Origin of the sequence: Azospirillum agricola (assembly GCF_020005195.1) — a bacterium.
In the GTDB taxonomy this organism is placed as follows: domain Bacteria; phylum Pseudomonadota; class Alphaproteobacteria; order Azospirillales; family Azospirillaceae; genus Azospirillum; species Azospirillum agricola.
In genome coordinates, this window is sequence record NZ_JAIFZR010000008.1 from 451,068 (window position 1) to 475,898 (window position 24,831).

23 protein-coding genes are annotated in these 24,831 nt (G+C 70.3%); 9 read left to right on the top strand and 14 right to left on the bottom strand.

The features are described from left to right. Positions 1-68: 68 nt before the first annotated feature. From tssA to JN22_RS34445, 7 genes are all read right to left on the bottom strand, one after another. A complete protein-coding gene (gene tssA, locus JN22_RS34415; RefSeq protein WP_179166361.1) occupies positions 69-1,250 on the bottom strand; it encodes a type VI secretion system protein TssA in 1,182 nt (393 codons plus the stop codon). Further along, positions 1,247-5,482, bottom strand: a complete 4,236-nt coding sequence (locus JN22_RS34420) for a type VI secretion protein IcmF/TssM N-terminal domain-containing protein (protein WP_085558374.1) — start codon at positions 5,480-5,482, stop codon at positions 1,247-1,249. The genes tssA and JN22_RS34420 overlap by 4 nt, the downstream gene beginning before the upstream one ends. A gap of 7 nt (positions 5,483-5,489) precedes the next feature. Next, positions 5,490-6,365, bottom strand: coding sequence for a DotU family type IV/VI secretion system protein (locus JN22_RS34425; protein ID WP_085558375.1), 876 nt, complete (start codon positions 6,363-6,365; stop codon positions 5,490-5,492). 26 nt (positions 6,366-6,391) lie between these two features. Continuing rightward, positions 6,392-7,756: a type VI secretion system baseplate subunit TssK gene (tssK, locus tag JN22_RS34430; RefSeq protein WP_085558376.1), complete on the bottom strand. Its 1,365-nt coding sequence runs from the start codon at positions 7,754-7,756 to the stop codon at positions 6,392-6,394. Between the two features lie 46 nt (positions 7,757-7,802). Further along, a complete protein-coding gene (locus JN22_RS34435; protein WP_085558377.1) occupies positions 7,803-8,249 on the bottom strand; it encodes a hypothetical protein in 447 nt (148 codons plus the stop codon). Between the two features lie 221 nt (positions 8,250-8,470). Further along, entirely contained in the window at positions 8,471-9,073 is a 603-nt protein-coding gene (locus JN22_RS34440) for a helix-turn-helix domain-containing protein (protein WP_223678040.1), read from the bottom strand. A gap of 54 nt (positions 9,074-9,127) precedes the next feature. Next, positions 9,128-10,033 (bottom strand): pirin family protein, encoded by a 906-nt coding sequence (locus JN22_RS34445; protein WP_143269053.1) that lies wholly within the window; start codon positions 10,031-10,033, stop codon positions 9,128-9,130. 259 nt (positions 10,034-10,292) lie between these two features. On the opposite strand from JN22_RS34445, the gene JN22_RS34450 reads away from it, so the two are divergent. The 3 genes from JN22_RS34450 (at position 10,293) to JN22_RS34460 (ending at position 12,888) form a co-directional block, all read left to right on the top strand. Further along, positions 10,293-12,167 carry a multicopper oxidase family protein gene (locus JN22_RS34450; protein ID WP_179166362.1) on the top strand — a complete coding sequence of 625 codons (1,875 nt, stop codon included), beginning with the start codon at positions 10,293-10,295 and terminating at the stop codon, positions 12,165-12,167. A gap of 89 nt (positions 12,168-12,256) precedes the next feature. After that, entirely contained in the window at positions 12,257-12,526 is a 270-nt protein-coding gene (locus tag JN22_RS34455) for a type II toxin-antitoxin system ParD family antitoxin (RefSeq protein WP_085558380.1), read from the top strand. Continuing rightward, positions 12,523-12,888 carry a type II toxin-antitoxin system RelE/ParE family toxin gene (locus tag JN22_RS34460; RefSeq protein WP_085558381.1) on the top strand — a complete coding sequence of 122 codons (366 nt, stop codon included), beginning with the start codon at positions 12,523-12,525 and terminating at the stop codon, positions 12,886-12,888. Before JN22_RS34455 ends, JN22_RS34460 begins: the two co-directional genes overlap by 4 nt. A 21-nt stretch (positions 12,889-12,909) precedes the next feature. Here JN22_RS34460 and JN22_RS34465 read toward each other — a convergent pair whose 3' ends face one another. The 7 genes from JN22_RS34465 to JN22_RS34495 form a co-directional block, all read right to left on the bottom strand. Further along, positions 12,910-13,257 carry a RidA family protein gene (locus JN22_RS34465; RefSeq protein ID WP_085558382.1) on the bottom strand — a complete coding sequence of 116 codons (348 nt, stop codon included), beginning with the start codon at positions 13,255-13,257 and terminating at the stop codon, positions 12,910-12,912. Between the two features lie 37 nt (positions 13,258-13,294). Next, complete coding sequence (locus JN22_RS34470; protein WP_085558383.1) at positions 13,295-14,056, bottom strand: transporter substrate-binding domain-containing protein; 762 nt, start codon at positions 14,054-14,056, stop codon at positions 13,295-13,297. A gap of 84 nt (positions 14,057-14,140) precedes the next feature. After that, positions 14,141-14,488 (bottom strand): RidA family protein, encoded by a 348-nt coding sequence (locus JN22_RS34475; protein WP_085558384.1) that lies wholly within the window; start codon positions 14,486-14,488, stop codon positions 14,141-14,143. Between the two features lie 26 nt (positions 14,489-14,514). Further along, the gene (locus JN22_RS34480; RefSeq protein WP_085558385.1) at positions 14,515-15,660 is read right to left on the bottom strand and encodes an NAD(P)/FAD-dependent oxidoreductase; all 1,146 of its coding nucleotides are present in this window, start codon (positions 15,658-15,660) and stop codon (positions 14,515-14,517) included. Positions 15,661-15,672: 12 nt separating this feature from the next. After that, complete coding sequence (locus tag JN22_RS34485) at positions 15,673-17,130, bottom strand: FAD/NAD(P)-dependent oxidoreductase (protein WP_223678041.1); 1,458 nt, start codon at positions 17,128-17,130, stop codon at positions 15,673-15,675. Further along, a complete protein-coding gene (locus tag JN22_RS34490) occupies positions 17,130-17,423 on the bottom strand; it encodes a (2Fe-2S)-binding protein (RefSeq protein ID WP_085558386.1) in 294 nt (97 codons plus the stop codon). The genes JN22_RS34485 and JN22_RS34490 overlap by 1 nt, the downstream gene beginning before the upstream one ends. Next, on the bottom strand, positions 17,404-18,567 hold the full coding sequence (locus JN22_RS34495) for an NAD(P)/FAD-dependent oxidoreductase (RefSeq protein WP_085558387.1): 1,164 nt from the start codon (positions 18,565-18,567) through the stop codon (positions 17,404-17,406). Before JN22_RS34495 ends, JN22_RS34490 begins: the two co-directional genes overlap by 20 nt. A 352-nt stretch (positions 18,568-18,919) precedes the next feature. On the opposite strand from JN22_RS34495, the gene JN22_RS34500 reads away from it, so the two are divergent. From JN22_RS34500 to JN22_RS34525, 6 genes are all read left to right on the top strand, one after another. Then, entirely contained in the window at positions 18,920-19,843 is a 924-nt protein-coding gene (locus JN22_RS34500) for a LysR substrate-binding domain-containing protein (protein WP_085558445.1), read from the top strand. Positions 19,844-20,026: 183 nt separating this feature from the next. After that, entirely contained in the window at positions 20,027-21,076 is a 1,050-nt protein-coding gene (locus JN22_RS34505) for an ABC transporter substrate-binding protein (protein WP_223678042.1), read from the top strand. Positions 21,077-21,281: 205 nt separating this feature from the next. After that, complete coding sequence (locus tag JN22_RS34510) at positions 21,282-22,331, top strand: ABC transporter ATP-binding protein (protein ID WP_085558389.1); 1,050 nt, start codon at positions 21,282-21,284, stop codon at positions 22,329-22,331. Next, positions 22,328-23,269: an ABC transporter permease gene (locus JN22_RS34515; RefSeq protein ID WP_085558390.1), complete on the top strand. Its 942-nt coding sequence runs from the start codon at positions 22,328-22,330 to the stop codon at positions 23,267-23,269. The genes JN22_RS34510 and JN22_RS34515 overlap by 4 nt, the downstream gene beginning before the upstream one ends. Continuing rightward, positions 23,266-24,066, top strand: coding sequence for an ABC transporter permease (locus JN22_RS34520; RefSeq protein ID WP_085558391.1), 801 nt, complete (start codon positions 23,266-23,268; stop codon positions 24,064-24,066). The genes JN22_RS34515 and JN22_RS34520 overlap by 4 nt, the downstream gene beginning before the upstream one ends. A gap of 241 nt (positions 24,067-24,307) precedes the next feature. Then, complete coding sequence (locus JN22_RS34525) at positions 24,308-24,811, top strand: MarR family transcriptional regulator (protein WP_085558392.1); 504 nt, start codon at positions 24,308-24,310, stop codon at positions 24,809-24,811. Positions 24,812-24,831: the final 20 nt, after the last annotated feature.

A 24,831-nucleotide genomic window follows, 5' to 3' on the forward strand; every position in this document is an offset into this window, starting at 1 on the left:
ATTGAACATTCGTATTAAGCTAGAATTTCCTGACGCCCATAACAAGAATGATTACTCAACAAATTCCCTCATTTTCCCGTCCTCCCTCCATTCTGTTGCGACATCTCGGAAAAGTTGAAGCCGAGCAGGTCGAACACCGCCGACAGGTCGTTGCGACCGCGGGTGACCTCCAGCAGGACCTCGTGCAGCGGCATGTTCGCCCAGCCCAGCGCGCGCTGGATCAGGTAGGGGGTGGGGCTGTGCGGTTCGGTCCGCATCAGGAACTCCGCCGCCTCGGCCAGCCAGAAATACGCTTCGTCGCGGGTCTGGATCGGGCCGCCGCCGTAATGCGGCGGAACGGCGCCATCCTCGAAGGACTCGTCGAAGGCTTCGAAGGACTCGTCCGTCGCCGCGCCATTGCCGTCGGCGCTCAACGCTGTCGGGACGGGCATCTCGGGTTCCTCCCCCTTGGCGCGCAGCATGGTGTCGACCCAGCCCTGAAGCCCGGCGCAAGCGGTGCGCAGCCCGACCAGCCCCGGTGCCTGCCGTCCGCAGCGATCGTCGAGCAGCGCGGACAGCGTGTCGATGGCGGCAACCGCCTCGGCCAGCCGGGCGTGCAGGGCATGGTGGAAGGCGACCGGGGTGCCGGCGGCGCTCGCCTCGATGTCGGCCAGGGTTGCGCCACCCTTGGCAAGGATCGCCGCGGCCCCGCGCGGATCCCGAGCGGCGGCGAGCTGGCGGCGCTGGGCGTTCTCGTAATCGGCGTAGGAGTGGCTCACCACCGGCGGGCCGCCCGAGCGGGTCAGCGCCAGCGTGTGCAGCAGCGCCGGCAGCTTGCCGTTCAGCCATTCCAGCGGAGCGACGCGGGCGGCCATGTCGCCGTCCTCGTCGATCTCCGGGTGCAGCCCGTCCCAGAAGGCGTCGCACAGGCCGGCCAGCAGGCGCAGCGTCGGCGCCAGCGCGGCGAAGCCATGGCGCTGGACCAACGCCTCGGCCAGCCAGCAGGCGACCTGGAGATCCTTGGAGCGGGTTTCCAGCACCTCCCGGCACAGCCGGATGGCGAGATCCCAATCGGCGCGCTTGGCGGTGGTCTGCCAGACTCCCTGCGGCAGGCTCGGGTCGTCCTGCCGCCGCGCCTCGCGGATCGCGTCGTAGACCGCGTCGTAGCGAAGCGACGGACCGGCCGGCGACTCCCCCGGCAGGGGAGCCAGGATCGCGGCGGCGTCGAACGGCAGCCCGTGGGGCTCCGCACCGGTCATCGCTCCGTTCATCGGCTGGCTCCCTTCGGGACGGGCTTGCGGGGGACCAGACGCGTCGGGCGGGGGGCCAGAGGGTCGTCCAGTTCCGCGTCGTCGAACTGCGGATCCAGCGCCACCCGCGCGCCGGCCGGCACATCCAGGCGCGGGGCGGCGTAGGGAAAGACCGGCAGGCTGTAGGTGGTCCGGGTCTTGCCGTCCGGATTCGCCGTGGACAGGGCCAGACGCAGGAACACGCTGGTCCGGCCGCCGGGCACCGCCCTCGCCGGCGGCTCCTCCCCCATCACCGGAACGTTGCCGGTGTCGGCGGAGAATTTCAGCGTGTGCGGCTGCGGGTCGGTCAGCTTCGGCAGGTCGGCCGGCGGCGCCCGGTGAGCCTGGAGCAGACGCACCAGCGACCAGCGGTCGGCGAAGGAAAAGGCGATGGCGCGGTCGGGCTGGACGCCGCCGTCGGGGCCGATGATCGACAGCGGCACCACCGGCGCGTCCTTGGCCCAGCGCAGCGACACCGACACCGGCTGGCCGGGGCTCCAGCGCGCCGCCTTCGCGTCGCCGCCGCGCTGAAGCCGCTGGTCGCCCACCGTCACCGCCCAGTCGATGATCTGGTTGCCGCCGCTCTCGCGCGGGCGGTTGACGCGGAAGTCGGCGGTCACGTCGTAGCCCGGCGGGGCGGCCGAGCTGGCGGCGAGGAAGGGCGCCAGGAAGTCCCGCACCGCCGCCATGCGGCCGACGAACTCCAGCGCCTGCGCCGCCGGCGTGCCGGGGGCCGGCGTTCCGAATCCGCGGCGGATGCCCGGCTCGGCGATGGCGAAACGCTCCAGGAAGGCGGCGACGGCGTCGGTGTCGGCCTGCGGGGTGTCCGGCCCCTGATACTCGGCGAAGGGGTAGCGTCCGGCCAGCAGACCATTGAAATCGGCGGCGAGCCGCGCATAGTCGGTCGACATGGTTCGGGCGGCGACCCGCTGGCACTGCGCCAGGGCCAGACGCCGCAACGTGTCGCGCCGCTGGAGGAAGAAATCGGCGCCGCTGCCGAAGCCACCACCAAGCCCGCCGCCAGCCGCGAGCTGCTGGAGGCAGTTGTCCGGTTTCACAGCCTCGCCCAGATCGAAGCGGATGGTGCGCTCCAGCGCCGCCAGCGAGCTGTTCGGGTTGTCGGCCTTGTAGCGCTGCTGCTCGATCAGGATGCGCTGCCATTTGGTGACGTGCGGATCGTTGCGCAGCGCGCCCGGCGTCTGTTCGCGCAGGGCGAAGTTGACGATCGGCGCCGCGATCTCGTTGCCCAGCCAGTCGAAGCGGCCGCGCGTGTTGTCGAGATACTGCGACAGCTCGACGTCGCTCAGCACCTGCCAGCCATCGGCGTTGAGCGGCAGCGTGCCGTCCCAGTCGCGGAACTCGTCGATCGGCAGATAGGGCGCGCCTTGGTCGGCGATGCGGTCGGCCTGCTCCAGCATGCCGACCAGATGCTGGGCGACGATGGCGCTGACGGTGGTGTAGCCCTGCTCGAAGCCGCGCCGGCCGAAGGCGCCCAGCAGATCGCCCAGCGGGCGCGAGGCGCGGGCGAATTGGCGCACCTCGCGCAGCAGCCCGGTCTCGTCGGCGACCAGCCGGAAATCCTGGCCGCGCTTCTCCACCACCTGCGCCTCGGCCACGGCGGTCAGCATGGCGCCCTGGAGCCGCTGCGCCACCAGCGCCTGAAGCATCGGCCGCAGCGCCTCCGGCACGCGGGCCAGCGATCCCGCCTCCATCGCCTCGAAGGAACGGTACTGACGCACCGCCTTCTCGAGCGGTTCGGGCATCCACTGGATGGCCGCACCGCGCTGGGACGGCACCTCCGGCTGGCGCACCGGGATGTCGGCCATGAAATCGTAGCGCAGGATGTCGGGCAGCGCCGTCGCCAGATCGGCCAGCGCCGGGGCCAGCCGCAGCAGGCCGTCGGCCCCTTCGTCGGAGACCAGCAGCGGTCCCAGTCCCGGTGCGCGGATTCCGAGCAGGTTGGCGCGCAGGGTATCGACATGCTCGATCGCCTTCGCCAGCGCCTCGTTGGCGGCCTCCGGACCGAGGAACAGATTGCTGCGGATGCGCGGCAGCCGGTCCTGCCAGACGGCGTCCCGCTCCGGATTCCTCACGAACAGCCAGCGCAGGTTGGGATCGTCCAGCACGGCCTGGGCCCGTTGCAAGGCGGTGCCCAAATCCTGAAGCGCGCCGCCGGCGCCCTCGGGCGGGCCGAAGCGGGCGAGCTCCACCCGCTCCAGCGTGCTGGCCAGCACGCTGAACGGGCGCACCAGCGGGCCATCCTGCACGGTGATCAGCCGGGCCGCGTCACCTGACAGCCGGGCCATCGTCGCCCGCGAGGGCGCCAGATTCCGCTCCGTGTCCAGCGGCCGGATGACGACCCGGTTCATCACGTCGGCATAGAGCAGCGGATCGTTGCGCAGCGCAGCGCCCAGATCGATGCCGAGCAGCTCCTTGACCAGCGCCGCGACGTCGCGCACCGGCAATTGCTTGGCGTTGCGGTAAAGGGTAACGGCGACCGCGAGCCGGTCGATCTCGTCCAGGTAACTGCGCGCGCGCTGGAAGGCGACCATCTCGTCGCTGCCGGCCGTCAGCGGCTTGGCGTTGCGGGCCTGAAGGTCCGTCCAGCGGCTGATCAACTCGTATCGCAGGGAATCGAGCACCACAAGGCGGAAGCCCTGGACGAGCTGCTCCTTGACCTCTTCCGCGATCGGGCTGATCCAGGAGGTGGGGATGAAGGGCACCCACAGCGCGCGGTCTCCGACCGTCTTGAAGGCCCCCAGGATTTGCGGAGCCACTTCGCGCAGCTTGCGGTAGGCGGTCAGGCTGTCGCCGGCCTGCCGGGCCTTCTGCATGTCCTCGATCGATTCCTCGATGATGCTCATGGGCTGAGCCAGGGAGGCGATGGCGGCGCCAGCCATGCGGTGGGAGTGCCAAAGCCCGGCGGCAAGGACCAGGATGGCGCCGCCGATCGCCAACTGAACGTTGCGCACCGCCCGGCTGCGCGCCACCAGGCTGCGCCGGGCCGGCTGCACCACCCGCGCCTCGCGGAAGATCTTGTCGCCGAACAGGCTGGTGACGAACAGCGGGCGGGCGCCCGGCGACTCGACCATGACAGCGTCGCCCAGCGCCGGAACGGCCAGCGGAGCCGACTCCAGAGGAACCGGCAGGCCGCTCCGCCCGCCGGCGCCCGCCAGGGCTCCGCCGTCGCCGGTAACGAACAGGCCACGGAAGAAATGCGGATCCTGGAAGGAGTCGGCGCGGAACAACCCGTCGGCCAGACGGCCCAGCGGGGCCGCCAGCTTCTGGAACTCGGCCGGGAACAGGAAGGCCATGTCGCTGATGCCGCCGGTCGCCGCCGCCCCGCCGATCAGGGCGCGGTGCAGCGCCCGGCCCATCGCGTCGAAGGCCTCGCCGACCAGATGCGGGCCATAGGCCGTCTCCAGCGTCTGGCCGTTCGACCAACCGAACATCTCCGTTCCCCGCTCCGCCGCCAACGGCTCGCAGAAGCTGGCGAAGCCCGGCAGCGCGTCGCACTTGGTCACCACCAGATAGACCGGCAACCGCAGGCCGAGCTGCTGCTGAAGCTCGCGCAGGCGCAGGCGCAGGCGCTTCGCCCGCGCGACCAGCATGGCCGGGTCGAGCCGGTCCGGCCCCACCAGATCGGTGCAGGGGACCGTGACCACCACGGCGTCGAGCCCGCGCTCCGCCCGGTGGCGCAGAAGAAGTTGCAGCAGCCGGCGCCAGCCGGCCTCGGCGCCGCCCTTGCGCCCGTCACCCCACAGGATGCCGCCCGGCGGGTCGAGGACGATGCCGCGTTCGAACACGTGCCAGGCGCAGCCCTGCTGGGCCAGCTCCGGATCGGCGTTCAGGTCGAAGGGCCGGTGCAGCCCGATCGCCGAGGCCAGCGCGCTCTTGCCCGAGCCATGGTCGCCCAGCAGCAGCACCCAAGGCGTATCGTATTTCCAGGCGGCCCCGGGAACCGCGGTCTTCAGGGTCCGCAAGGTGGCGATGAAGCTGGCGGACAAAGCCTTGATGTCGACCGGCCGCCGCGCCGCCGCCGCGTCCACCGGATCGAACCCGACCGTTCCGGCCACCGATCCGGTCGGCGCCTTCCACTCGGCGCGCCACACCGCCCAGGCCAGCAGAAGCAGCACGATGATCGCCAGCAGCGCGAGGGCGAGGCCGACCAGCAGATGGTTCTCGGGAGGAATGAGCGGAGTCCAGGTCGGCATGGTCCCGTCACTCCGCCGGCTGGCCGCTGCCGGCGTGATCGATCCGCTCGATCTTCTCGATCCGGTGGACCGTCTGGTCGAGGTCGAAGATCAGCGCGATCCACAGCGTGTGGCTGCCGGCGAGATAAAGGACGAACAGCGCCGACCCCACCAGCAGCCAGGGCCGCAGATGCGGCAGCCGGACGGCGCGGCCCTGCTCGATGGTGTGGCCGTAGGCCTGTTCGAACAGCGGGGCGGCCTCGCGCGCCAAGGCCGGGTCCTCCCGCGCGATGATGCGGGCCAGGGCCGTGCGGTAGACGCGCAGTTCCCCGTCATCCTCCGGCCGCCAGCAGCGCCCCCGGAAGCCAAGCGCCAGGGCCACCAGATAGATCGTCGCCAGATCGGCCGGCACCCGCGAATCGTCGGCCAACAGCGCGTCCAGCCGCTCGAAGACCCGTTCCCCGGCGACGCGGGTGCCGAACAGGGCGGTCTCCAGCAGCCGGTCCTGCCACACCGCGCGCCCCTCCCACTGCACACGCAGCAGCATCGTCTCGTCGGCCAGCGCCGCCATGACGTATTGCGCCTCGCGGTACAGCGATTCACCATAGCTGCCGCCCCAATGGCGGGCGCGCGCCGCCTGCGCCTCCAGCAGGACACGCAACCTCTGGTGGACAAGCCCGGCGAGATCCGCAGGGGTCAGCCCCCCTTCGTCGCCGTTGCCCGCACCGTGCAGCCGGCCGGCGGCCAGCGCGTATTTCAGGCGCAGCAGTTCGGCGAAGAAGTCGCCGAACTGGACCAGCAATGAATCCCCGCCGCGGCTGCCCATCAGCAACGATGCCATGGCGACGCCCGGATCGGCGCTTTCGACCGGCAGCGTCGACGTGTCCAGGCCGGATCGTTCCATGGTGGACGCCTCCCCGTTCCGGCAGCTCAGGCCGGCTCGCCGGCCGGGCGGCTGCCCGGCGGCGTGACGAACAGGGTGATCTCGGCGGGACGGCGGGCGCCCATCCGCTCGCCCGGGTTGGCGATCTCCAGCACCCGCCCGGCCTCGACGTAGGACGGGTCGGCGGCGATGCGGAACAGCAGGACTCCGCGCTCCGGCGTCAGGTCCAACCGGTCGTCGCGCTCGATCCGCTGGCGGGCGACACCGCGCAGCCGGCGTTCGCGCAGCACCCCCATGTTCTCGCCCGACGCGACCAGCGCGTCGGCCATCCAGGATTCGGCCTCCGCCTCCGTCTGGCCGGGGGCGAGGCGCAGGCCGACGGTCAGGCTGCCGCCCTCCAGCCAGGCCGCCTCGATCTTCAGGCGGAAGCCGGCCTCCTCGACGGCGAAACGGACGGCGACGTAGGTCTGGCTGACCGTGTCGATCATCCGCTCGATGAACTCCATCACCGGGCGCAGGGAGGCCAGCGGGTCGCGGTGGTCGTAGCGCTCGAAGATCGGCGGCAGAAGCCCAGGCCCCAGCGTTGCGACATGACCGGCGACCCCGCACAGGGCCGCATGCAAGGCGAAGGGATGGAGCGGGCCGGCAGCCAGCAGCGCCTCCAGCGGCGGCAGGCCGGCGACCATGCACTGCACGGCGTGGCGGGTGTCGGCGAGCACCGGCGCCTGCATCGCGCCGCCGGGCGCCCGCAGCCGGCCGGCGAGGAAGGACGCCTTCTCGCGCAGCCGCTTGGCCAGCGTCCGCCCGGCCTCCGCCAGGGGCGAATCCGCCGCCGCCGCGAAGATCGGCGGCACATAGTCGGTGAGTTGGAAGCTTTCGTCGCGGTAGACCACGCGGGCGATGGGCAGGGCGACGAACTTGCCCGGCACCTCCTCCCCCACCAGCAGCGACAGGCGGGGACGCAGGCGGGGCATGTCCTGCTCGTTGTCGCCGGTGTTCTCGTCGACCACCGGCGGACCGTCGACCGAGCGGTAGCGCGACAGTTCGCCCCCCGCCGCCGAACCGGGCCGATGCACCGGCACCACCAGATGGACGGTCGCCGGCGCCTCCTTCACCCGGTCGGCGTGCGGCAGCAGGCTGACTTGCAGATCGTCAGCCCCGCCGGATGGGTGGCTGACCACCAAGCCGTCGGGCAGCACCGCCTCCAGCGCCACGATGCGGAGGATGCCGACGACCAGCATCGCCTGATCCACCATCAGCGTGCGCAAGCCGTAATGGAAGGGCGACAGCCGCGCCAGATGGTAGTGGAGCAGGTCGTCCTGCCGCAGCCAGGATTGCTGGAAATGCTGCGGGGTCAGCAGCATGCCCTCGTACCACTGGATGGGGTCGGGAAGCGGGGCGGAAGGGCTCATGCCGTCTCGGGATCGCGGATCGGAAGGGTTGCGGGGCGGAAAGGGGTCAGGAGGGTGGCGCGGCCACGGCGAAATCCTTTTCGCCAAGCCTCAGCAGCACGGCGGGAAGACCGTCGATCCGGGCACGGTGCGGGCCCGGCGTGTCGTAGTTGGCGAAGACGAAGGCGCCGAGCGCGTCGCCCCCCCGCCCCTCGACGGCGTAGCGCGGCCCCTTCTGGCCGGGAACCACCTCGAAGGACTGGACCTCCAGCCCGGTCGGATTCGCCAGCTTCAACTGGTCGCGGGTCTTGAACCAGACGGCGGCGGCCATGTCGGCGAAGGCGGGCAGCAGGGTGGTATCGTGGACCAGCACGAGGTCGACGGCCACCGCGTTGTCGGCGTTGGCGTTGGGAGCGACCTCGATGTCGAGCGTCCGGGTCTTGATCCGCGAATCCGTCAAGGAACAGCCGACCAGCGTGGCCGCCAGGACCGCTCCGGTCAAAACCGCGCGCACGCATGCCTCTCGCAATGCGGCACAAGACACGCCGATTCCTCCCTGTTTCCGCGTATTGGCTGCTCCCGGTTTTGCCGGTGGTTGCGGCAACGGGATATATCAGGAAGGCTATGGAAGAAACGATCGTGAGTCTATTACCACGAGCATGCTATTCGAAAAAATAGATCTGGATTTATCCGATTTGCCGGATTCGTCTCACCGAGGAAGGAGAGCCGGCCGCCTCAGCCTGGGAGGAGCTTCCGCAGCAGCGACTTGACGGACTCGAGCAGCCGGTCGCCCAGCTTACGGTGCTGCTCCTCCATGCTCGCAAGCAGGCGTCTCTCCAGCTCCTGCAACGACCGCTGGTGCGCGGCTTCGGCGGCGGCCAATTGCTCGATACGGTGGAGCAGCGCATGGTTCTGCGCCATCAGGTGGTCGAGAGCCGGCGAGGGTGGCCCGGTGTCCAGCCGGGTTGCGGCCGGCGCGGCGGGCGATGACGGAACGGACGGCGCCGCCGACGGGCGCGGCGCCCCCAGCCGGGTGGGTAGCGGCGGCAACGGTGGCACGGCAGCCTCCGGCCCGTCGAGCCAGCGGGAGACGGTGGCGTAGCTGATGTTCAACTCGTCGGAGATGCGGCGGTAGCTCCAGCCCTGGCCGCGCAGCCGGGCGACCAGAGCCCGCCGCTCCTCCTCCTTCAGCCGCCGCCCGGCGCTGGGCGGCAGACGGTTCGCGGGGTCGGGCATCCCGGCGACGACCCGCATGTAACCGCCGTCGCCACGCTCCATCCGCCCCGCCTCCATCCATGTGCCGGCCCGATCCGCCGGCCACGACCGGCAGGCGAGCATGGTAGCCGGATTTCCCACAAGAGCAAGCGGAACGCCGGAAGCGGTGTCGCCGCTTCAGGGATAGCGGACGGGCGGCGGCGGGGTTTCCGGGAGGGGGATGGCCTCGCCCTCGCCCGGCACCGGGGTGAAGCGCCCGGCCCGCCAATCCTCCTTGGCCTGTTCGATCCGGTCCTGCGAACTGGACACGAAGTTCCACCACATGCGGCGCGGCCCGTCGAGCGGCTCGCCGCCGAGCAGCAGGACACGCGCCGCTTCGCCGGCCTCGAACAGGATCGGGTCGCCCGGCCGGAACACCAGCAGGCGCCCGGCCTCGAACAGGTCGCCGGCCACCGTGACCCGGCCGGACGCGATGTAGGCCGCCCGCTCCTCGTGCGCGGCCGGAAGTTCCAGCCGCGCGCCGGCATCGAGCGCGGCGTCGGCGTAGAACATGTCGGACAGGGTCGGCACCGGCGACCGCCGGCCGTACAGATCGCCGGCGATCAGCCGCACCCGCGCCCCGTCGCCCTCGACGACCGGCAGAGTGTCGGCCGGGTGGTGGGCGAAGGTCGGGGCGGTTTCCTCCAGCGGCTTGGGCAGGGCGACCCACATCTGGATGCCGGCGAGCGGGTTGTCGGCGCCGCGTGCCTCGGCGGGCGTGCGTTCGGAATGAACGATGCCGCTGCCGGCGGTCATCCAGTTCACCGCGCCCGGCCGGATCGTCCGCACCGTGCCCAGGCTGTCGCGGTGCAGAATCTCGCCCTCGAACAGGTAGGTCACGGTGGCGAGGCCGATGTGTGGGTGCGGCCGCACGTCCAGCCCGCTGCCGGCGCGCAGCAGCGCCGGGCCCATCTGATCGAGGAAGACGAAGGGACCGACCATCCGCCGCTGGATGGAGGGCAAGGCGCGGCGAACCTCCAGCCCGCCGATGTCGCTGGTCCGCGGCACGACGATGGTTTCGACCGCGGGGTTGGGTTCGCTCATGTCTGCCCCTCCGTCCATTCGCGCGGCGGTGCCCCCCGCCCATGCCTTGCGCATCCGCAATATGGGGGACACGCCACCCGATGGGAACGGCGGTGTGCGGAACGGGTCCGCCCGACGCTGGAAAACGACAAGAAATGACAGGAATCGACAAAATCCCTCATTGAGCGTTTTTTGGAAAATAATGCTCGTTTTAGGAAGTTATCTTCGGCAGATTTCTCTGAAAAATACAGAGCGGCGGCGCCGTGCACGAACCGGATGGATGGGAATGCTGAAGAACTGGCTTGAGAAGCACGCGATCTCGCGGCGGTCGGCCCTGCTGGGCGGTACCGCCGTTCTTGCGGCGACGGCGGTGGCAGGCGGAGCGGGCGGCGCGCAGGCCCAGGTGGGCGGTCATGTCGGCCACGCCGCGACCCATCCCGGCCTGCTGGGCAGCCGCATCCGCACCCCCGCCCAGCGCACCCGCGCGGCGCTCGCCCGCAACGCCCAGCCCCTCGGGCTGGTGGCCGACGCCCTCCCGACGCCACCGGTCCTGGCGCTGGCCTCCGGCGTTCCCGGCACGCTCGGCATGAAGGCGCAGAGCTACCAGCTCGGCGACCGCGCGGCCAGGAACCTGCGGGTCTACGACAACGTGTCCGCCCCGCAATACCTGATGGGACCGACGCTGGAGATGGCGCAGACCGGCAGCTTCCGGGTCCGTCTGGCCAACGGCCTGCCGCTGAACCCGGACCAGGCCCAGCCGCACATCGTCAACATCCCCAGCCAGTTCAACACCACCAACCTCCACACCCACGGCCTGCATGTCTCGCCGCAGGGCCATGGCGACAACGTCTATCTCGAAATCCTGCCGCAGGGCACCGACGCCAAATACGCCGACAACAGCGGCAGCTTCGTCGGCGGGTTCGACTATGTCTACGACCTGAAGGACCACACGCCGGGCACCTTCTGGTACCACCCGCACCGCCACGGCTCGGTCGCGGTGCAGGTGGCGAGCGGCGCCGCCGGGGCGCTGGTCGTCCGCGGCGGACCGGGCACCGTCGACGCCGTGCCGGGCATCGCCGGCGTCACCGAACAGGTGCTGCTGATCCAGCAGGTGGTTCTGAACGCGGCCGGCGAACTGCCGGATTTCGACACGCTGTGGAACGCCGCCGGGCCGGACACCGCCGCCGACTGGACGGTCAACGGCACCATCGGCCGGACGCTGGCCATGCAGCCGGGCGAGGTGCAGCGCTGGCGCATCGTCAACACCGGCTTCCAGGCCGAGGCGAAGTTCGTGGTGACGGCCCAGAACGGCTCCGGGACGCCGAACCCGCTGGCCCTGTCGCTGATCGCCATGGACGGGGTGAACTTCAGCCCGAAGGCGGCGTCGGTGAAGGCGGTCTATCTGCCGCCGGGCGGGCGGGCCGACATCCTGGTGCAGGCGCCGGCCAAACCGGGGCAATTGCTGGCGCAGGTCGGGCGCTACGTGCAGTTCGACAAGAACGGCGCGCCGCTGCCGGCCGGCCTGACCGCCGGCTTCGAGATCGGCGGCGTCTGGCAGGAGGCCCCCTTCAACGGCGACCCCACCACCCTCTTCGCCGTCGCCGTTGCCGGCCCGGCAAAGCCGATGCCGCTGCCGACCGCCCCCCTGCCCCGCCCGCTGGTGCCGGCCATCACCGCCGCCAGCAAGCCCGACGGCTACCGCTACATCAACTACGACGTCAACGCCTTCACCAACCCGACCAAGCCGCCAAGCGACGGCCTGCCGAGCTATCGGCCCGACGCCACGCCGACCTCCCTCAAGTTCCAGGTCAGCGGCGAGCTGTTCTGCCCCGGCCGCGTGCTGTTCCAGCCGCCGCTGGGGTCCGTCGATCAGTATTTCGTCGACAGCCCCGGCCTGCATGTCTTCCACATCCACGTCAACCCGTTCCTCGTCACCGAGGTGGCCGGAAAGACGCTCTCGACCCCGATGTGGCGCGACACCATGCTGGCCGGCCCGAAGGGCTACAAGGCGCTGACCCAATACACCGACTTCTCCGGCAGCTTCCCCATCCACTGCCACATCCTCGACCACGAGGACGTCGGCATGATGACCAACGTGACGGTGGTGGATCCGGCCGACCGGGCGGCGTCCTTCCCCAAGCACACCGGCCACTGAAGGCTGCCCCGTGAAGGCCGGCCAGGAGCGTTGACAAATTTTGCCAGCGCTCCCACTCTTCCCTGCGGAATCCGCGGGAGGGAGCGTCGATGCCGACCATGAATGTCAGCCTGCCGGCGGAGTTCGTCGCCTTCGTCGAAAGCGCGGTGGCGTCGGGCGATTACGGCAGCGCCAGCGAGGTGGTGCGCGACAGCCTGCGCCTGCTGCGCCGGGAAAAGGCCGTCCAGGACGAGAAGCTTGCGGTCCTGCGCCGCGAGGTTGGGCGCGGGTTGGAGCAGGCCCGCGCCGGAGAATTCTCCGGCCGGACCATCGCCGACATCGCGGCGGCCGACCGCGAGGCGGATGACGGGTTGAATTGACCGACCGGACAGCGCCCTACCGCCTCACCCGGCTGGCCGAACAGGACGTGGCCGACATCCTGCGCGCGAGCGCCCGCCGGTTCGGCCCCGTCCAGCGCGACCGCTACGCCGCCCTGATCGAGCGGGCGGCCCTGATGATCGCCGAGCAGCCGGCACGCCCCGGCTCGCGCCCGCGCGACGAGTTGGCCGACGGGGTGCGGTCCTTCCATGTCGAACTGGCCGCCGGCCGACGGGGGGCAGCGTCGCACACACTCTATTACGTGCCGGGATCGTCGATCGGCCTTGCCGACGCGGTGCTGGTTCTGCGCGTGCTGCACGACGCCATGGAGCCCGGCCTGCACCTGTCCGGCGGCGTCGAGTGAACGCCGCCGGCATTGTTGCCTTCAGACGGCGGCGGTGACCACCACCTCGATCTTGATCTCCGGCGCGCCGAGGTCGGCGACGCCGATGGTGGCGCGGGCCGGCAGGTCGTCGCCGTTCAGCCAGGCGAGCCACGACTCGTTCATCTCGTTCTTCAGCGACATGTCGGTGATGAAGAGCTGGGCCGAGAGCAGCTTGGTCTTGTCGGTGCCGGCCAGCGCCAGGACCTGGTCCAGCTTGGCGCAAATCTGCGTCACCTGACCGCCCATGCCGACGCTGACGTCGTCGGCGATGATGCCCCCCAGGAAGGCGATGCCGTTGTGGGTGACGACGCGGTGCATGATCTTGGTCTTCTCGATGCGCTTGATCACAGGAACTCTCCCGATTGCGTGTGGTGATGGGTGGGGTTTAGGGCGTGATGGAGAAATCGACGTAGCGGGCGGCGATGCGGGCCAGCGTGCCGTCTTTGACCACCGACTGGATGGCGGCGTCGAAGGCGGCCTTCAGCTCGGCATCCTCCTTGCGCAGGCCGACGCCGATGCCGGGGCCGAACACCGCCGGGTCGATCACCGGCTGGCCGACCAGACGGATCGACTTGGCGGCGTCGCCCTTCACCCAGTCCGACGCGGTGGCGCCGGTGGTGATGGCGGCGTCGATTCGGCCAGACTTGAGGTCGGCCAGCAGGTTCGATGCGGTGTCGTAGGTCTTCAGCGTCGCGGCACCGCCGAAATGCGTCTCGACGTAGCGGGAATGGGTGGTCGAGATCTGGGCGCCGATCGTCTTGCCGCGCAAACTGTCCGGCGAGCCGTCGATGGCGGAGTTGGCCGGGGCGACGAAATAGGCCGGCACCACCATGTAGGGCGTCGAGAAGCCGATGGCCTTGGCGCGCTCCGGCGTGATGTTCATCGTCGCCATGATGGCATCGTACTTCTTCGCCAGCAGGCCGGGGATGATGCCGTCCCAGTCCTGGACCATCACGGTGCAGGGCCGCGCCATGCGCTCGCACAGCGCGTTGGCGAGATCCACCTCCAGCCCGGCGACCTTGCCGTCGGGCTGGGTGAAGTTGAAGGGTGGGTAGGCGCCCTCGGTGGCGATGCGCACCGGCGCGGCGGCGTAGACCGTTGACGACAGGCACAGCAGGGCGGCAACGCCCAGCGCGAGGCGTTTCATGGTGGGCTCCGTGATGGGTGTTTGAGACGTGCCCCCACCCCGACCCTCCCCCGCTTCGCAGGGGAGGGGGATTGGGGCGACCGTTTAGCGCGCCGCGACGACCAGGATCTCGACCAGCAGCGCCGGGTCGGCGAGCCTCGCCTCCACCGTCGCGCGGGTCGGGGCGTTGGCGGAATCGACCCAGGCGTCCCAGGCCGCGTTCATCTCGGCGAAGGTCGCGATGTCGGCGAGGAAGACGGTGGCGCTGAGCAGGCGGTCCTTGCCGCTGCCGACCTCGGCCAGCCGGGCGTCGATCTGGCGCAGCACGTCGCGGGTCTGCGCCTCGACCGTGGTCGAGCCGTCTTCGGCGATCTGGCCGGACAGATAGATGGTGTCGTTGTGGATCACCATTTCGCTCATGCGCGGGCCGGGGTCGATGCGCTGGATGGGCATGGGAGGCTCCATAATCATTCAGGATTTCAGGCGGCGAAGCGCCCGATGTGGAAGGGCGCGATGGGCAGGTCGGTTCCGCCCCGCGTGATCAGGTCGGCGGTGATCCGTCCGACGATGGGGCCGAGCTGGAAGCCGTGCGCCGAGAAGCCGAAGGCGTGGAAGACCCCCGGCTGCGTGCCGCTGGGGCCGATGACCGGGATCTGGTCGGGCATCCGCGCCTCGATCCCCGCCCAGGAGCGGACGATGGTGGCGCCGCGCATCACCGGGAACAGGTCCCACACCGTGCGGGCGTTGACCGACACCTGCGAGAAGTCCAGCTCCGTCCGGTTCTCGTCGCGCACCGCCCGGCCGAGCAGCCCGCCGCCGATCAGCACCGTGCCGTTGGGGAACTGCTTGAAGGACAGGGTGCGGCCGGTCGCCCCCACCACCGGCTTGATGAAGGGCGGCACCCGCGCGGTGATCATCAGCATGGGCGCGATGACCTCCAGCGGCACCGGCTCGCCGAGCTGGGCGGCGATGCGGTCGGCCCAGGCCCCGGCGCAATTGACCAGGATCGGCGCCTCGTGGCGGTCGCCGCCGGTCGTCTCGACGCTCCACACGTCGCCGACGCGGACGACGCGCGCCACCCCGGCGCCCTCCTCGAAGCGGGCGCCCAGCGCGATCGCCTTGCGGCGGAAGGCGAAGGTGGTGCGGAAGGGGATCGCCGCCCCGTCGCCGCGCGAGACCAGGGCGCCGATGCAATGGCCGGCGATGGCCGGCACGAGGCCGCGCAGTTCGGCCTGCCCGATCACCTCCTCATGGTGGAATCCCAGCGCCCGCAGTTCGGCGGCGCGCGCCTCCAGCCCGGCCAGTTCGGCCTCGCTCTCGGCGACCTTGAGCTGGCCGTGGCTCTCGAAGCCGCAATCGTCGTCCACCAGCTCGCCGATGCGGTGCCACAGCGCCATCGAGGCGACGGTGAGCGGCACCTCGGCGACGTCGCGGCCGAGCTGGCGCACCCCGCCGGCGTTGACGCCGGAGGCATGGCGGCCGACATGGTCCTTCTCCAGCACCAGCACCCGGACGCCGCGCATCGACAGATGCAACGCCGCCGAGCAGCCGTGCAGGCCGCCGCCGATGACGATGACGTCCGGCTTCCAGAGTGACGCTGAAGAGGCTGGCGTCGGGCTGGCCATCGCGCGGCGCCCTCAGTGCTTGTCGACGGCGGCGATGTCGGCGGCGCTCTTCGGCAGCGCCGCCAACTCGGCGAGCGTGATCGGCTTCACCGGCGGGCGCAGGCGGTAGTAGCCGACCTCGGCCGGCGACACGCCGCGCTCGGCGGCGATGACCTCGGTCACCGTCGGGCCGCAGAGCCGGCCCTGGCACGGCCCCATGCCGCAGCGCAGGAAGGACTTCGCCTGGTTGGGACCGGTGCAGCCGAGCCGCACCGCCTCGCGCACCGCGCCGGCCGTGACCTCCTCGCAACGGCAGACGATGGTGTCGTCGGCCGGGGCACGGAAGACGTCCGCCGGGCGGTACAGCGTGTCGAGGAAGGCGCGGCCACGCAGGGCGCGCTCCAGCGCCTCGCGGTGCGGAACCGCGCTGCGGTCGCGCTCGGCACGGTCGATGCGGCCCAGCCGGTGCAGCACGTCGAGCGCCGCGACGCGTCCGGCATGCTCGGCCGCCAGCGCCCCGCCGATGCCGGCGCCGTCGCCGGCCAGCGACACGCCCTCGACCGAGGTGGCGCCCCAATCGTCGGTGGTCGGCCGCCAGCAGCGCTGGGTCTCGTCCCAGTTCTGGGCGCAGCCGGTGGCGTTGGCAAGGTTGAGGTTCGGCACCACGCCCTGGTGCAGCAGCAGCGTGTCGGCGGCGAGCCGCTGCTCCGCCCCGTCGCCCTGGCGGTAGACGACGCTGGACAGCGTCCCCTGCCCTTCGGCCCGAAGGTCGGTGACGCCGTCGATGACCTTCACCTTGCGGCGGACCTCCAGCAGCAGCTTCGCCCCCTTGCCGAGATAGGGAGAGCGCAGGAAGGCGGGCAGCAGCGGCAGAGCCGCGCGCCAGTTGCCGCGCGGGGTGGTGTCGAGGATGGCGTCGAGCGCCGATCCGGCCCGCAGATACTGCCAGGCCAGCAGCCACAGCAGCGGCCCGGTCCCGGCCAGCACGGTGTGGCCCGAGGGGACGAGCCCGGAACTCTTCAGCAGAATCTGCGCCGCTCCGGCTCCCAGCACGCCCGGCAAGGTCCAGCCGGGGATCGGGAAGGGCCGCTCCAGGGCGCCGGTCGCCATCAGGACGTGACGCACCGTCAGCATCGCCGCCGAGCCGTTGCGCGACAGGCCGATCTGCAAGATCCGTTCACCACTGGTGCCATCCTCGCGCGGGCGGGCAACGCTCCACACGGTGGTTCCCGGCCAATGGGCGGCGCCGCTGTCGCGCAGCGGCCCCAGCAGCTCGGCACCGTGCCAGTAGTCCGGCCCCAGCACATGGCGGTCGCGCACCGGCGTCTCGGTGATGGCGCGGTAGATCTGGCCACCGGCCTCCGGCTGCTCGTCGAGCAGCACGGTGGACAGGCCGCGCGAGGCGGCAAGCGCCGCCGCCGCCAGCCCGGCCGGGCCGGAGCCGATCACCGCGAGGTCGAAGTCATGCGCGCTCATCGCCGGCTCGCTCATCACTCAATCCCCCGCTTGCCGTCCTGGGTTTCCACCGCCATGCCCGGCGCCACGCGCACCTGGCAGCCCTGGCGGTTGCCGGTCCCGTCGATGGTGACGAGGCAGTCGAAGCACACGCCCATCATGCAATAGGGGCCGCGCGCCACCCCCGAAACGGGGGTGTTGCGGCAGGCGGCGACGCCGTTGGCCAGCAGGGCGGCGGCGACGCTGTCGCCGCTCCGCGCCTCGGCCGGGCGGCCGTCGATGGTGAAGGACACGCGGTCGCCCGCGATGTCAGGCAGCCTGCGGAACATGGAACCTCCGGGCGCTGAAGACCGTGAACGCGTCGCTCAATCCCCCGGCCGCGATCAGCGGCGCCAGGGTCAGCGCGTGGTTGGCGGCGAGCGTGACGCCGCTGTGGCAGGTGACGACGAAGGCACCGGGCGCCGTCGCCGACTGCTCGTAGATCGGGTAGCCGTCGGGACTGAGCACCCGCAGCGCCGCCCAGCTCCGCACCACGTTCAGCTTGGCGAGCAGCGGAAAGAAGCGGATCGCCCGCTCGGCGATGGCCGAGGAGACACCGGGCTGCAAGGTGGTGTCGAAGCCGGCCTCCTCGAAGCTGTCGCCGATCATCACCCCGCCCTCGTCGGTCTGCCGGACATAGCCGGTGGGGTGGCGCAGGAAGGGGGCGGTCTTCTCGGTGACGATGACGTGGCCGCGCTGGGGCCGCACCGGCGCCTCCAGCCCGACCATCGGGGCGAGCCGGGCGCTGTCGTGGCCGGCGGCCAGCACCACCTTGCCGGCGCGGATCTCGCCATTCGCGGTGGTCAGACAGAAGCCGCCGTCGCGCGGCTCGATCCTGTCCACCCGGTGGTTGGGGCGGTAGGCGACGCCGCTGCGCTCCAGCCCGGCGTGCAGGGCGCGCAACAGCCGCAGCGAGTTGCAATGGCCGTCGAGCGGGCAATAGGTGCCGCCGGCGACCTCCGGCCCGATGAAAGGCATTTCCTTCAGCAGGGCGGCGCGGTCGAGCACCTCATAGGGGTAGCGCACCATGTCGGGCTGGTTGTGCAGCCGCTTCATGGCGTTGGCGCGGTCCTCCAGCTCCTGTTCGGAGAGCACCGGCATGAAGCCGCCGGGCTTGCGGTAGGCGACGTCGATGCCGGTCTGTTCGCGCAGCGTGTCGGCGAAGCCGGCCCAGATCTCGGTCGAGGCCCTGGTCCAGCCGGCGTATTCCGGCATGCCCATGCCCTTGCCCTGGAGCCAGACCAGCGCGAAGTTGCCGCGCGACGGGCGCACCGCGACGTCGCCCTCGTCCAGCACCGCCACCTTGGCGCCGGTACGGGCGAGGCCCCAGGCCACCGCCGTGCCGACCAGCCCGCCGCCGACCACGGCGATGTCGAATTCCCCGCCCTGCTGATTGGCGCCCCGCCCTGCTGTGCCCTGATTGGGCTCTGCCATCGTCTCCACTCCCGTCCTCGGCCTCTCGCTGACTCAGACCTCCCACCTGATCGTGGGGGGAATCCGCTCCGCCCGCCCGAACCGCCGGTGCCGCCGGTTCTTCCGGATGATTCCGTTTTTCTGGTGGGTTTCCGGCCGCGACCATGCGGTCATTGGACGGAAGAGCCCGCGGACCGGCCCGTCATGCGCGGTGCCCCCGTCGCTGGAGACCGCCGCCAAGGGCCGGTGCCGTCCGATCCTTGCAGCAGCATCCCCAGCCAACTTATAACTGTCAAATCAGATTGGACGGGGCATTCATGCATGAATGTTATGAATAACCCACAACATGGCGAACGGGCGGGGAACGGCGGCGATGATCAATCCACGGCAGATCGAGGCGTTCCGCGCGGTCATGCTGACCGGCGGCATCACCTCGGCGGCGGAACTGCTGAACATCTCGCAGCCGGCGGTCAGCCGGCTGATCAGCGACCTGCAATACGCGCTGAAGCTGACGCTGTTCGAGCGGCGCGGCCCGCGCATCGCGCCCACCAGCGAGGCGATGTCGCTCTATCAGGTCGTCGACCGCTCCTTCGTCGGGCTGGAGTTGATCGAGCAGACCGCCCGCGACCTGACAGCGCGGCGCAGCGGCACTCTGCGGGTCGCCTCGATGCCGGCGCTCGGCGTCGGCTTCCTGCCGCGCTACGTCGCCCGTTTCCTGGCGGAACGGCCGAAGGTCGACATCGCGGTGCGCGGCAGCACCTCGCCGATCATCCTCGACTGGGTGGCGACCGGCCAGTGCGAGCTGGGCCTCGCCCACACCCCCATCGACCACGCCGCCGTGCTGACCGAGAAGCTGCCCGGCCTGCCCGCCGTCGCCATCCTGCCGCCCGGCCACCCGCTGGCCGCCAAGGACGTGCTGGTTCCCAAGGATTTCCACGGCGAGAGCTTCATCTCCACCACCCCGCCGACGTTGCTGCGCTACCGCATCGACACCACCTTCGCCGACCACGAGGTGTCCCGCGTCATGCGGGTGGAGGCGCAGCTCACCATGAGCGCCTGCGCCATGGTCGCCGCCGGCTACGGCGTGTCGATCGTCGATCCCTTCACCGCCTACGACTACATCCCGCACGGGCTGGTCGTCCGCCCCTTCGAGCCGAAGATCACCTTCGACATCGCCATCCTGCGCTCGGCCCAGGTGCCGCTGTCGATGATCGCCGAGGATTTCCTGGCCGGCTTCCTGGAGGAGGCCCGGCGCTTCCGCAGCGAGCTGGGCGGCCTCGCCGAGGCCGCGAAGTGATTGGGGCCACGGAATTATAACATTGTCGGATGAATGGAGGCGGGAATTCGATTTGACGGTTATGTGACCGTCCCGTCACCCTTCGATGGGCGTCACGAACGCACCAAGGCGCCGGCCAGGATGAAGGGACCGGCGCTCCCGCGAAGGGACAGCGAAAACCGGACAGGGACAAGAGGAGATCGGATGATGCGCTCCGTGCTTTGTGGACTGATGGCGACGACGGCCCTGTGTTGCGGCGTGGCGGCGGCGCCGGCGCTGGCCCAGGACAAGACGCTCTACGTGGCGGCCTATGGCGGCTCCTTCGAGCAGACCATGCGCAAGGAGATCATCCCCGCCTTCGAAAAGGCGGCGGGCGTCAAGGTCGAGTATGTCGCCGGCAACTCCACCGACAACCTCGCCAAGCTCCAGGCCCAGAAGGGCAACCAGCAGATCGACGTCGTCATCCTCGACGACGGCCCGATGTACCAGGCGGTGGCGCTCGGCTTCTGCGCCGATCTGGCCAAGGCGCCGGTGTACGACCAGCTCTACGACCTGGCGAAGATGCCGTCGGGCAAGGCGGTCAATTTCGGCGCGGTCGGCACCGGCATCGTCTACAACAAGACGTGGTTCGAGGAGAACAAGGTTCCGGTCCCCTCCAGCTGGAAGGACATCGAGGACGCGCGCTTCAAGAAGAAGCTGGTGATCCCGCCGATCAACAACAGCTACGGCCTGCACGCCTTGGTGATGATGGCGCGGCTGAACGGCGGCGGCGAGAAGGCGATCGATCCCGGCTTCAAGGAATTCAAGGACAAGATCAACCCGAACGTGCTGGCCTACGAGCCCTCGCCCGGCAAGATGACCGAGCTGTTCCAGAGCAATCAGGCGGTCGTCGCCGTCTGGGGTTCGGGCCGCGCCAAGGCGCTGGCCGACACCGGCTTCCCCGCCGCCTTCGTCTACCCCAAGGAGGGCGGCGTCGTGCTGGGGTCCGCCGCCTGCGCCGTTCCGGGCAGCAAGAACGCCGCCGAGGCCCAGGCCTTCATCCAGCACATGCTGATGCCCGAGGCGCAGACCGCGCTGGCTGTCAGCGCCGGCTTCGGCCCGGTCAACAAGACGGTGGAGCTGCCGGCCGACAAGCAGGTCGGCATCCCCTACGGACCCGAGCAGGTCGGCAAGCTGCTGGTCGTCGACTGGGCGACCATCAACGAGAACCGCGAGACCTGGAACAAGCGCTGGACCCGCGAGATCGAGCGCTGATCTGACGCGCTCCCTCTCCCGTCCCGGGAGAGGGAAGGGGCCCGCGAAGCGGGAAGGGTGAGGGGCTGGAGGGCGTGGTACGAAATCCATGTCCACATAACCCCTCACCCTCCCCACCGCTGCGCGGCGGGGCCCCTCCCTCTCCCGGGGCGGGAGAGGGCGCCAATGGGACGCCCACGCGAGTGGCGACGGGAGATCTACGGTTATGCCCTATCTGGTTCTCGACAAACTGACCAAACGCTTCACCTCCTGGACCGCGGTCGACGACCTGTCGCTCACCGTGGAGAAGGGGGAGCTGATCTCGCTGCTGGGACCGTCGGGCTGCGGCAAGACCACCACCTTGCAGATGATCGCCGGCTTCCTCGACCCCAACGCCGGCCGCATCACGCTCGACGGCCAGGATCTGCTGGCGAAGAAGCCGAACGAGCGCGGTCTCGGCATCGTGTTCCAGAGCTACGCCCTGTTCCCCCACATGACCGCCGCCGAGAATGTGGCCTTCGGTCTGGAGATGCGCGGCACCAGCCGCGCCGACCGCGACCGCATGGTCGCCGAGACCCTCAGGCTGGTCGGGCTGGACAGCCACGGCGACCGCTACCCGCGCCGCATGTCGGGCGGCCAGCAGCAGCGCGTGGCGCTGGCCCGCGCTCTGGTCATCAAGCCGCACCTGCTGCTGCTCGACGAGCCGCTCTCCAACCTCGACGCCAAGATGCGCGAGGAGATGCAGATCGAACTGCGCCGCATCCAGCGCAGCGTCGGCACCACCATGATCCTCGTCACCCACGACCAGTCGGAGGCGATGGCGCTGTCCGACCGCGTCGTCGTGATGAACAAGGGCCGCATCCAGCAGGTCGCCACCCCGCAGGAGGCTTACGACCGCCCGGCCAACGCCTTCGTCGCCAACTTCCTCGGCCGCACCAACCTGCTGCCGGGCACCGTGCGGCGGGACGGCGACGGAGCCAGCATCACCGTCGGCGACGCCCGCTGGCCGGTGCTCCAGCCGGTGCCGCCGGGACCGGGGGCGCTGGCCGTCCGTCCGGAGAAGATCAGCTTCGTCGCCTCCGCCGGTCTCAGCGGCGTGGTGCAGGCGCGCGTCTTCCAAGGCACCCAATGGCTGTTCGAGATCGAGACCGCCGCCGGCCGCATGATGGTGATCCGCCAGCACGACGGCGGCGCGCTGCCGAACGAGCGCGAGCGGGTGATGGTCGGCTGGCGGCCCGAGGATATGGCGGTGATGCCCGCCCAGGAGGCGGCATGACCATGGCCGCTTCCACCGACAGCACCACCACCGACACGACCGGTCCCGCGCTGGCGGCCGCCCCGGCACCGGTTCGGACGGGCGCCGGCTGGTCCTGGACGCCCTACCTGCTGAGCCTGCCCGGCCTCGCCCTGTTCGCGGTGCTGCTGCTGGTGCCGCTGTTGATGACGGCGCTCTTGTCGCTGAACAGCTTCAGCTTCTACGGCGGCATCCAGGACGTCTGGCGCTTCGACAACTACGCGGAAATCCTCGCCGACAGCTATTTCCACGAGGTCTTCCTGCGCACCTTCCGCATCGCGGCGCTGGTGACGCTGCTCTGCGCCCTGCTCGGCGCGCCGCAGGCCTACATCCTGCGCCGGATGAAGGCGCCGTGGCGCGGCCTGTGCCTGCTGATCGTGCTGGGGCCGCTGCTGATCTCGGTGGTGTCGCGCACGCTGGGCTGGGCGCTGCTGCTCGGCTCGACCGGGCTGGTCAATCAGGGATTGATGGCCATCGGCCTCGTGTCCGAGCCGATCGAGTTCATGTACACCGAGACCGGAGTCGTCATCGCGCTGACCCATGTGCTGGTGCCCTTCATGGTGCTGTCGGTCTGGGCGTCCCTCCAGCGGCTCGACCCGCAGGTCGAGAACGCCGCCCTGTCGCTCGGCGCCGGGCCGTCCACCGTGCTGCGGCGGATCGTGCTGCCGCAGATCGTGCCGGGCATCCTGTCGGGCTCGATCATCGTCTTCGCACTGGCGGCCAGCGCCTTCGCCACCCCGGCGATCATCGGCGGGCGGCGGCTGAAGGTGGCGGCGACTCTCGCCTACGACGAGTTCCTGAACACGCTGAACTGGCCGCTCGGCGCCACCGTGGCGATCCTGCTGCTGCTCGCCAACATCGTCATCATCGTCGGCTGCAACCGGCTGGTCGAACGGCGCTACAAACAGGTGTTCGAATGAACCGCAACGGACCGATCGCGCTGATCTTCAACGCGCTGTTCCTGGCGTTCCTGCTGGCGCCGATCCTCGTCGTCTGCGCCGTCGCCTTCACCCCCGACGGCTACCTGTCGCTGCCGACCAAGGGGCCGTCGCTGCGCTGGTTCAAGGCGATCGGCGACAACCCGGAATTCGTCCGCGCCTTCAAGGACAGCCTGCTGCTCGGCGCCGTCTCCTCCACCATCGCCATCGCCGTGGCGATTCCCGCGGCACTCGCCATCGCCCGCCACCAGTTCTTCGGGCGCGAGGCGATCCAGGCGCTGTTCCTATCGCCGCTGATGGTGCCGCACATCGTGCTGGGCATCGCCTTCCTGCGCTTCTTCACCCAGATCGGGCTGGGCGGCACCTTCACCGGGCTGGTGCTGAGCCACGTCATCATCATCCTGCCCTTCGCCCTGCGGCTGATCCTGGCGGCCTCGACCGGCATGGACCGCTCGATCGAGAACGCGGCGGCCTCGCTGGGCGCCTCGGCCTGGACCAGCTTCCGCCGAGTGACGCTGCCGCTGATCCTGCCGGGTGTGGCGAGCGGCTGGGTGCTGGCCTTCATCAACAGCTTCGACGAGGTGACGATGACCGTCTTCATCGCTTCGCCGGAGACCACCACCCTGCCCGTCCGCCTCTTCCTCTACATCCAGGACAACATCGACCCGCTGGTCGCCGCGGTCTCGGCCCTGCTGATCTTCATGACGGTCGGCGCCATGCTGGTGCTCGACCGGGTTTACGGGCTGGAACGGCTGCTGGTCGGGCGCGGGCGCGACTGAACTCTTGCCCTGTTCTTCCGCCACCAAGTCCAGATCTGTCCCTGACGGATTTTCCTGACCGATAATCCACGTCGAGGATTTCGGCCGGCCGCCCAATCCTGTGTGAAGACTGCCGCTTCCCCTGACGAAACGACTTCGTTACAGTCCACGCCATAAGGTCCCCGCCGCGCGGCGGGGACCTCCCATGGGGGGTGTTTGCCGCGTTCGCCGGTTGTTCCGGCGCGGGGTTGGGGAGAGTCGCGTGTCGGAAACGCCGGGGGAAGGCGGCGGCTGGTCCATGGGGGACGATGTGGTCACCCTGCTCGATCAGGTCAGCCGGCTGGTCTACGGGGTCGGCTTCGCCGAGGGCCTGTTCCCGGCGCAATGGGTGGCCCTGCGCTACTTCCACGATTCGCCGGAGACGGCGCGGACCCTGAGCGCGCTCGCCCGCTTCCAACGAATCCACCTCGCCCCGGTGTCGCGCACCGTCTCCACCCTGGTGGACAAGGGCCTGCTCTCACGCCGCCCGCATCCCGGATTCAAGCGCGGCCTGCTGTTCGACCTGACCGACGAGGGACGGGCCCTGCTCAACCGTGATCCCCTCCGCCTGTCGCTGGGACCGCCCATCGCCGGAATGGCGGAGGACGAGCGGGCGATGCTCGGCCGCCTGATGAAGCGCATCATCGCCCACATGCAGGAACGTGCCCCCGCCGAAGGCGGCGCGGCCGGCCCCGACACGCCCACCGACACATCCTCCCCCGTCTGACGCCGGCGCAGTTCGCGGGG

Coding starts and splice junctions, on each gene's coding strand:
- JN22_RS34420 (WP_085558374.1), bottom strand. CDS start 5,482: ATGCCGACCTGGACTCCGCTCATTCCTCCCGAGAACCATCTGCTGGTC.
- JN22_RS34450 (WP_179166362.1), top strand. CDS start 10,293: ATGGGAATGCTGAAGAACTGGCTTGAGAAGCACGCGATCTCGCGGCGG.
- JN22_RS34485 (WP_223678041.1), bottom strand. CDS start 17,130: ATGAGCGAGCCGGCGATGAGCGCGCATGACTTCGACCTCGCGGTGATC.
- JN22_RS34440 (WP_223678040.1), bottom strand. CDS start 9,073: ATGCTCGCCTGCCGGTCGTGGCCGGCGGATCGGGCCGGCACATGGATG.
- tssK (WP_085558376.1), bottom strand. CDS start 7,756: ATGAGCCCTTCCGCCCCGCTTCCCGACCCCATCCAGTGGTACGAGGGC.
- JN22_RS34505 (WP_223678042.1), top strand. CDS start 20,027: ATGATGCGCTCCGTGCTTTGTGGACTGATGGCGACGACGGCCCTGTGT.
- JN22_RS34425 (WP_085558375.1), bottom strand. CDS start 6,365: ATGGAACGATCCGGCCTGGACACGTCGACGCTGCCGGTCGAAAGCGCC.
- JN22_RS34520 (WP_085558391.1), top strand. CDS start 23,266: ATGAACCGCAACGGACCGATCGCGCTGATCTTCAACGCGCTGTTCCTG.
- JN22_RS34515 (WP_085558390.1), top strand. CDS start 22,328: ATGACCATGGCCGCTTCCACCGACAGCACCACCACCGACACGACCGGT.
- tssA (WP_179166361.1), bottom strand. CDS start 1,250: ATGAACGGAGCGATGACCGGTGCGGAGCCCCACGGGCTGCCGTTCGAC.
- JN22_RS34455 (WP_085558380.1), top strand. CDS start 12,257: ATGCCGACCATGAATGTCAGCCTGCCGGCGGAGTTCGTCGCCTTCGTC.
- JN22_RS34490 (WP_085558386.1), bottom strand. CDS start 17,423: ATGTTCCGCAGGCTGCCTGACATCGCGGGCGACCGCGTGTCCTTCACC.
- JN22_RS34500 (WP_085558445.1), top strand. CDS start 18,920: ATGATCAATCCACGGCAGATCGAGGCGTTCCGCGCGGTCATGCTGACC.
- JN22_RS34495 (WP_085558387.1), bottom strand. CDS start 18,567: ATGGCAGAGCCCAATCAGGGCACAGCAGGGCGGGGCGCCAATCAGCAG.
- JN22_RS34475 (WP_085558384.1), bottom strand. CDS start 14,488: ATGCCCATCCAGCGCATCGACCCCGGCCCGCGCATGAGCGAAATGGTG.
- JN22_RS34470 (WP_085558383.1), bottom strand. CDS start 14,056: ATGAAACGCCTCGCGCTGGGCGTTGCCGCCCTGCTGTGCCTGTCGTCA.
- JN22_RS34510 (WP_085558389.1), top strand. CDS start 21,282: ATGCCCTATCTGGTTCTCGACAAACTGACCAAACGCTTCACCTCCTGG.
- JN22_RS34445 (WP_143269053.1), bottom strand. CDS start 10,033: ATGAGCGAACCCAACCCCGCGGTCGAAACCATCGTCGTGCCGCGGACC.
- JN22_RS34480 (WP_085558385.1), bottom strand. CDS start 15,660: ATGGCCAGCCCGACGCCAGCCTCTTCAGCGTCACTCTGGAAGCCGGAC.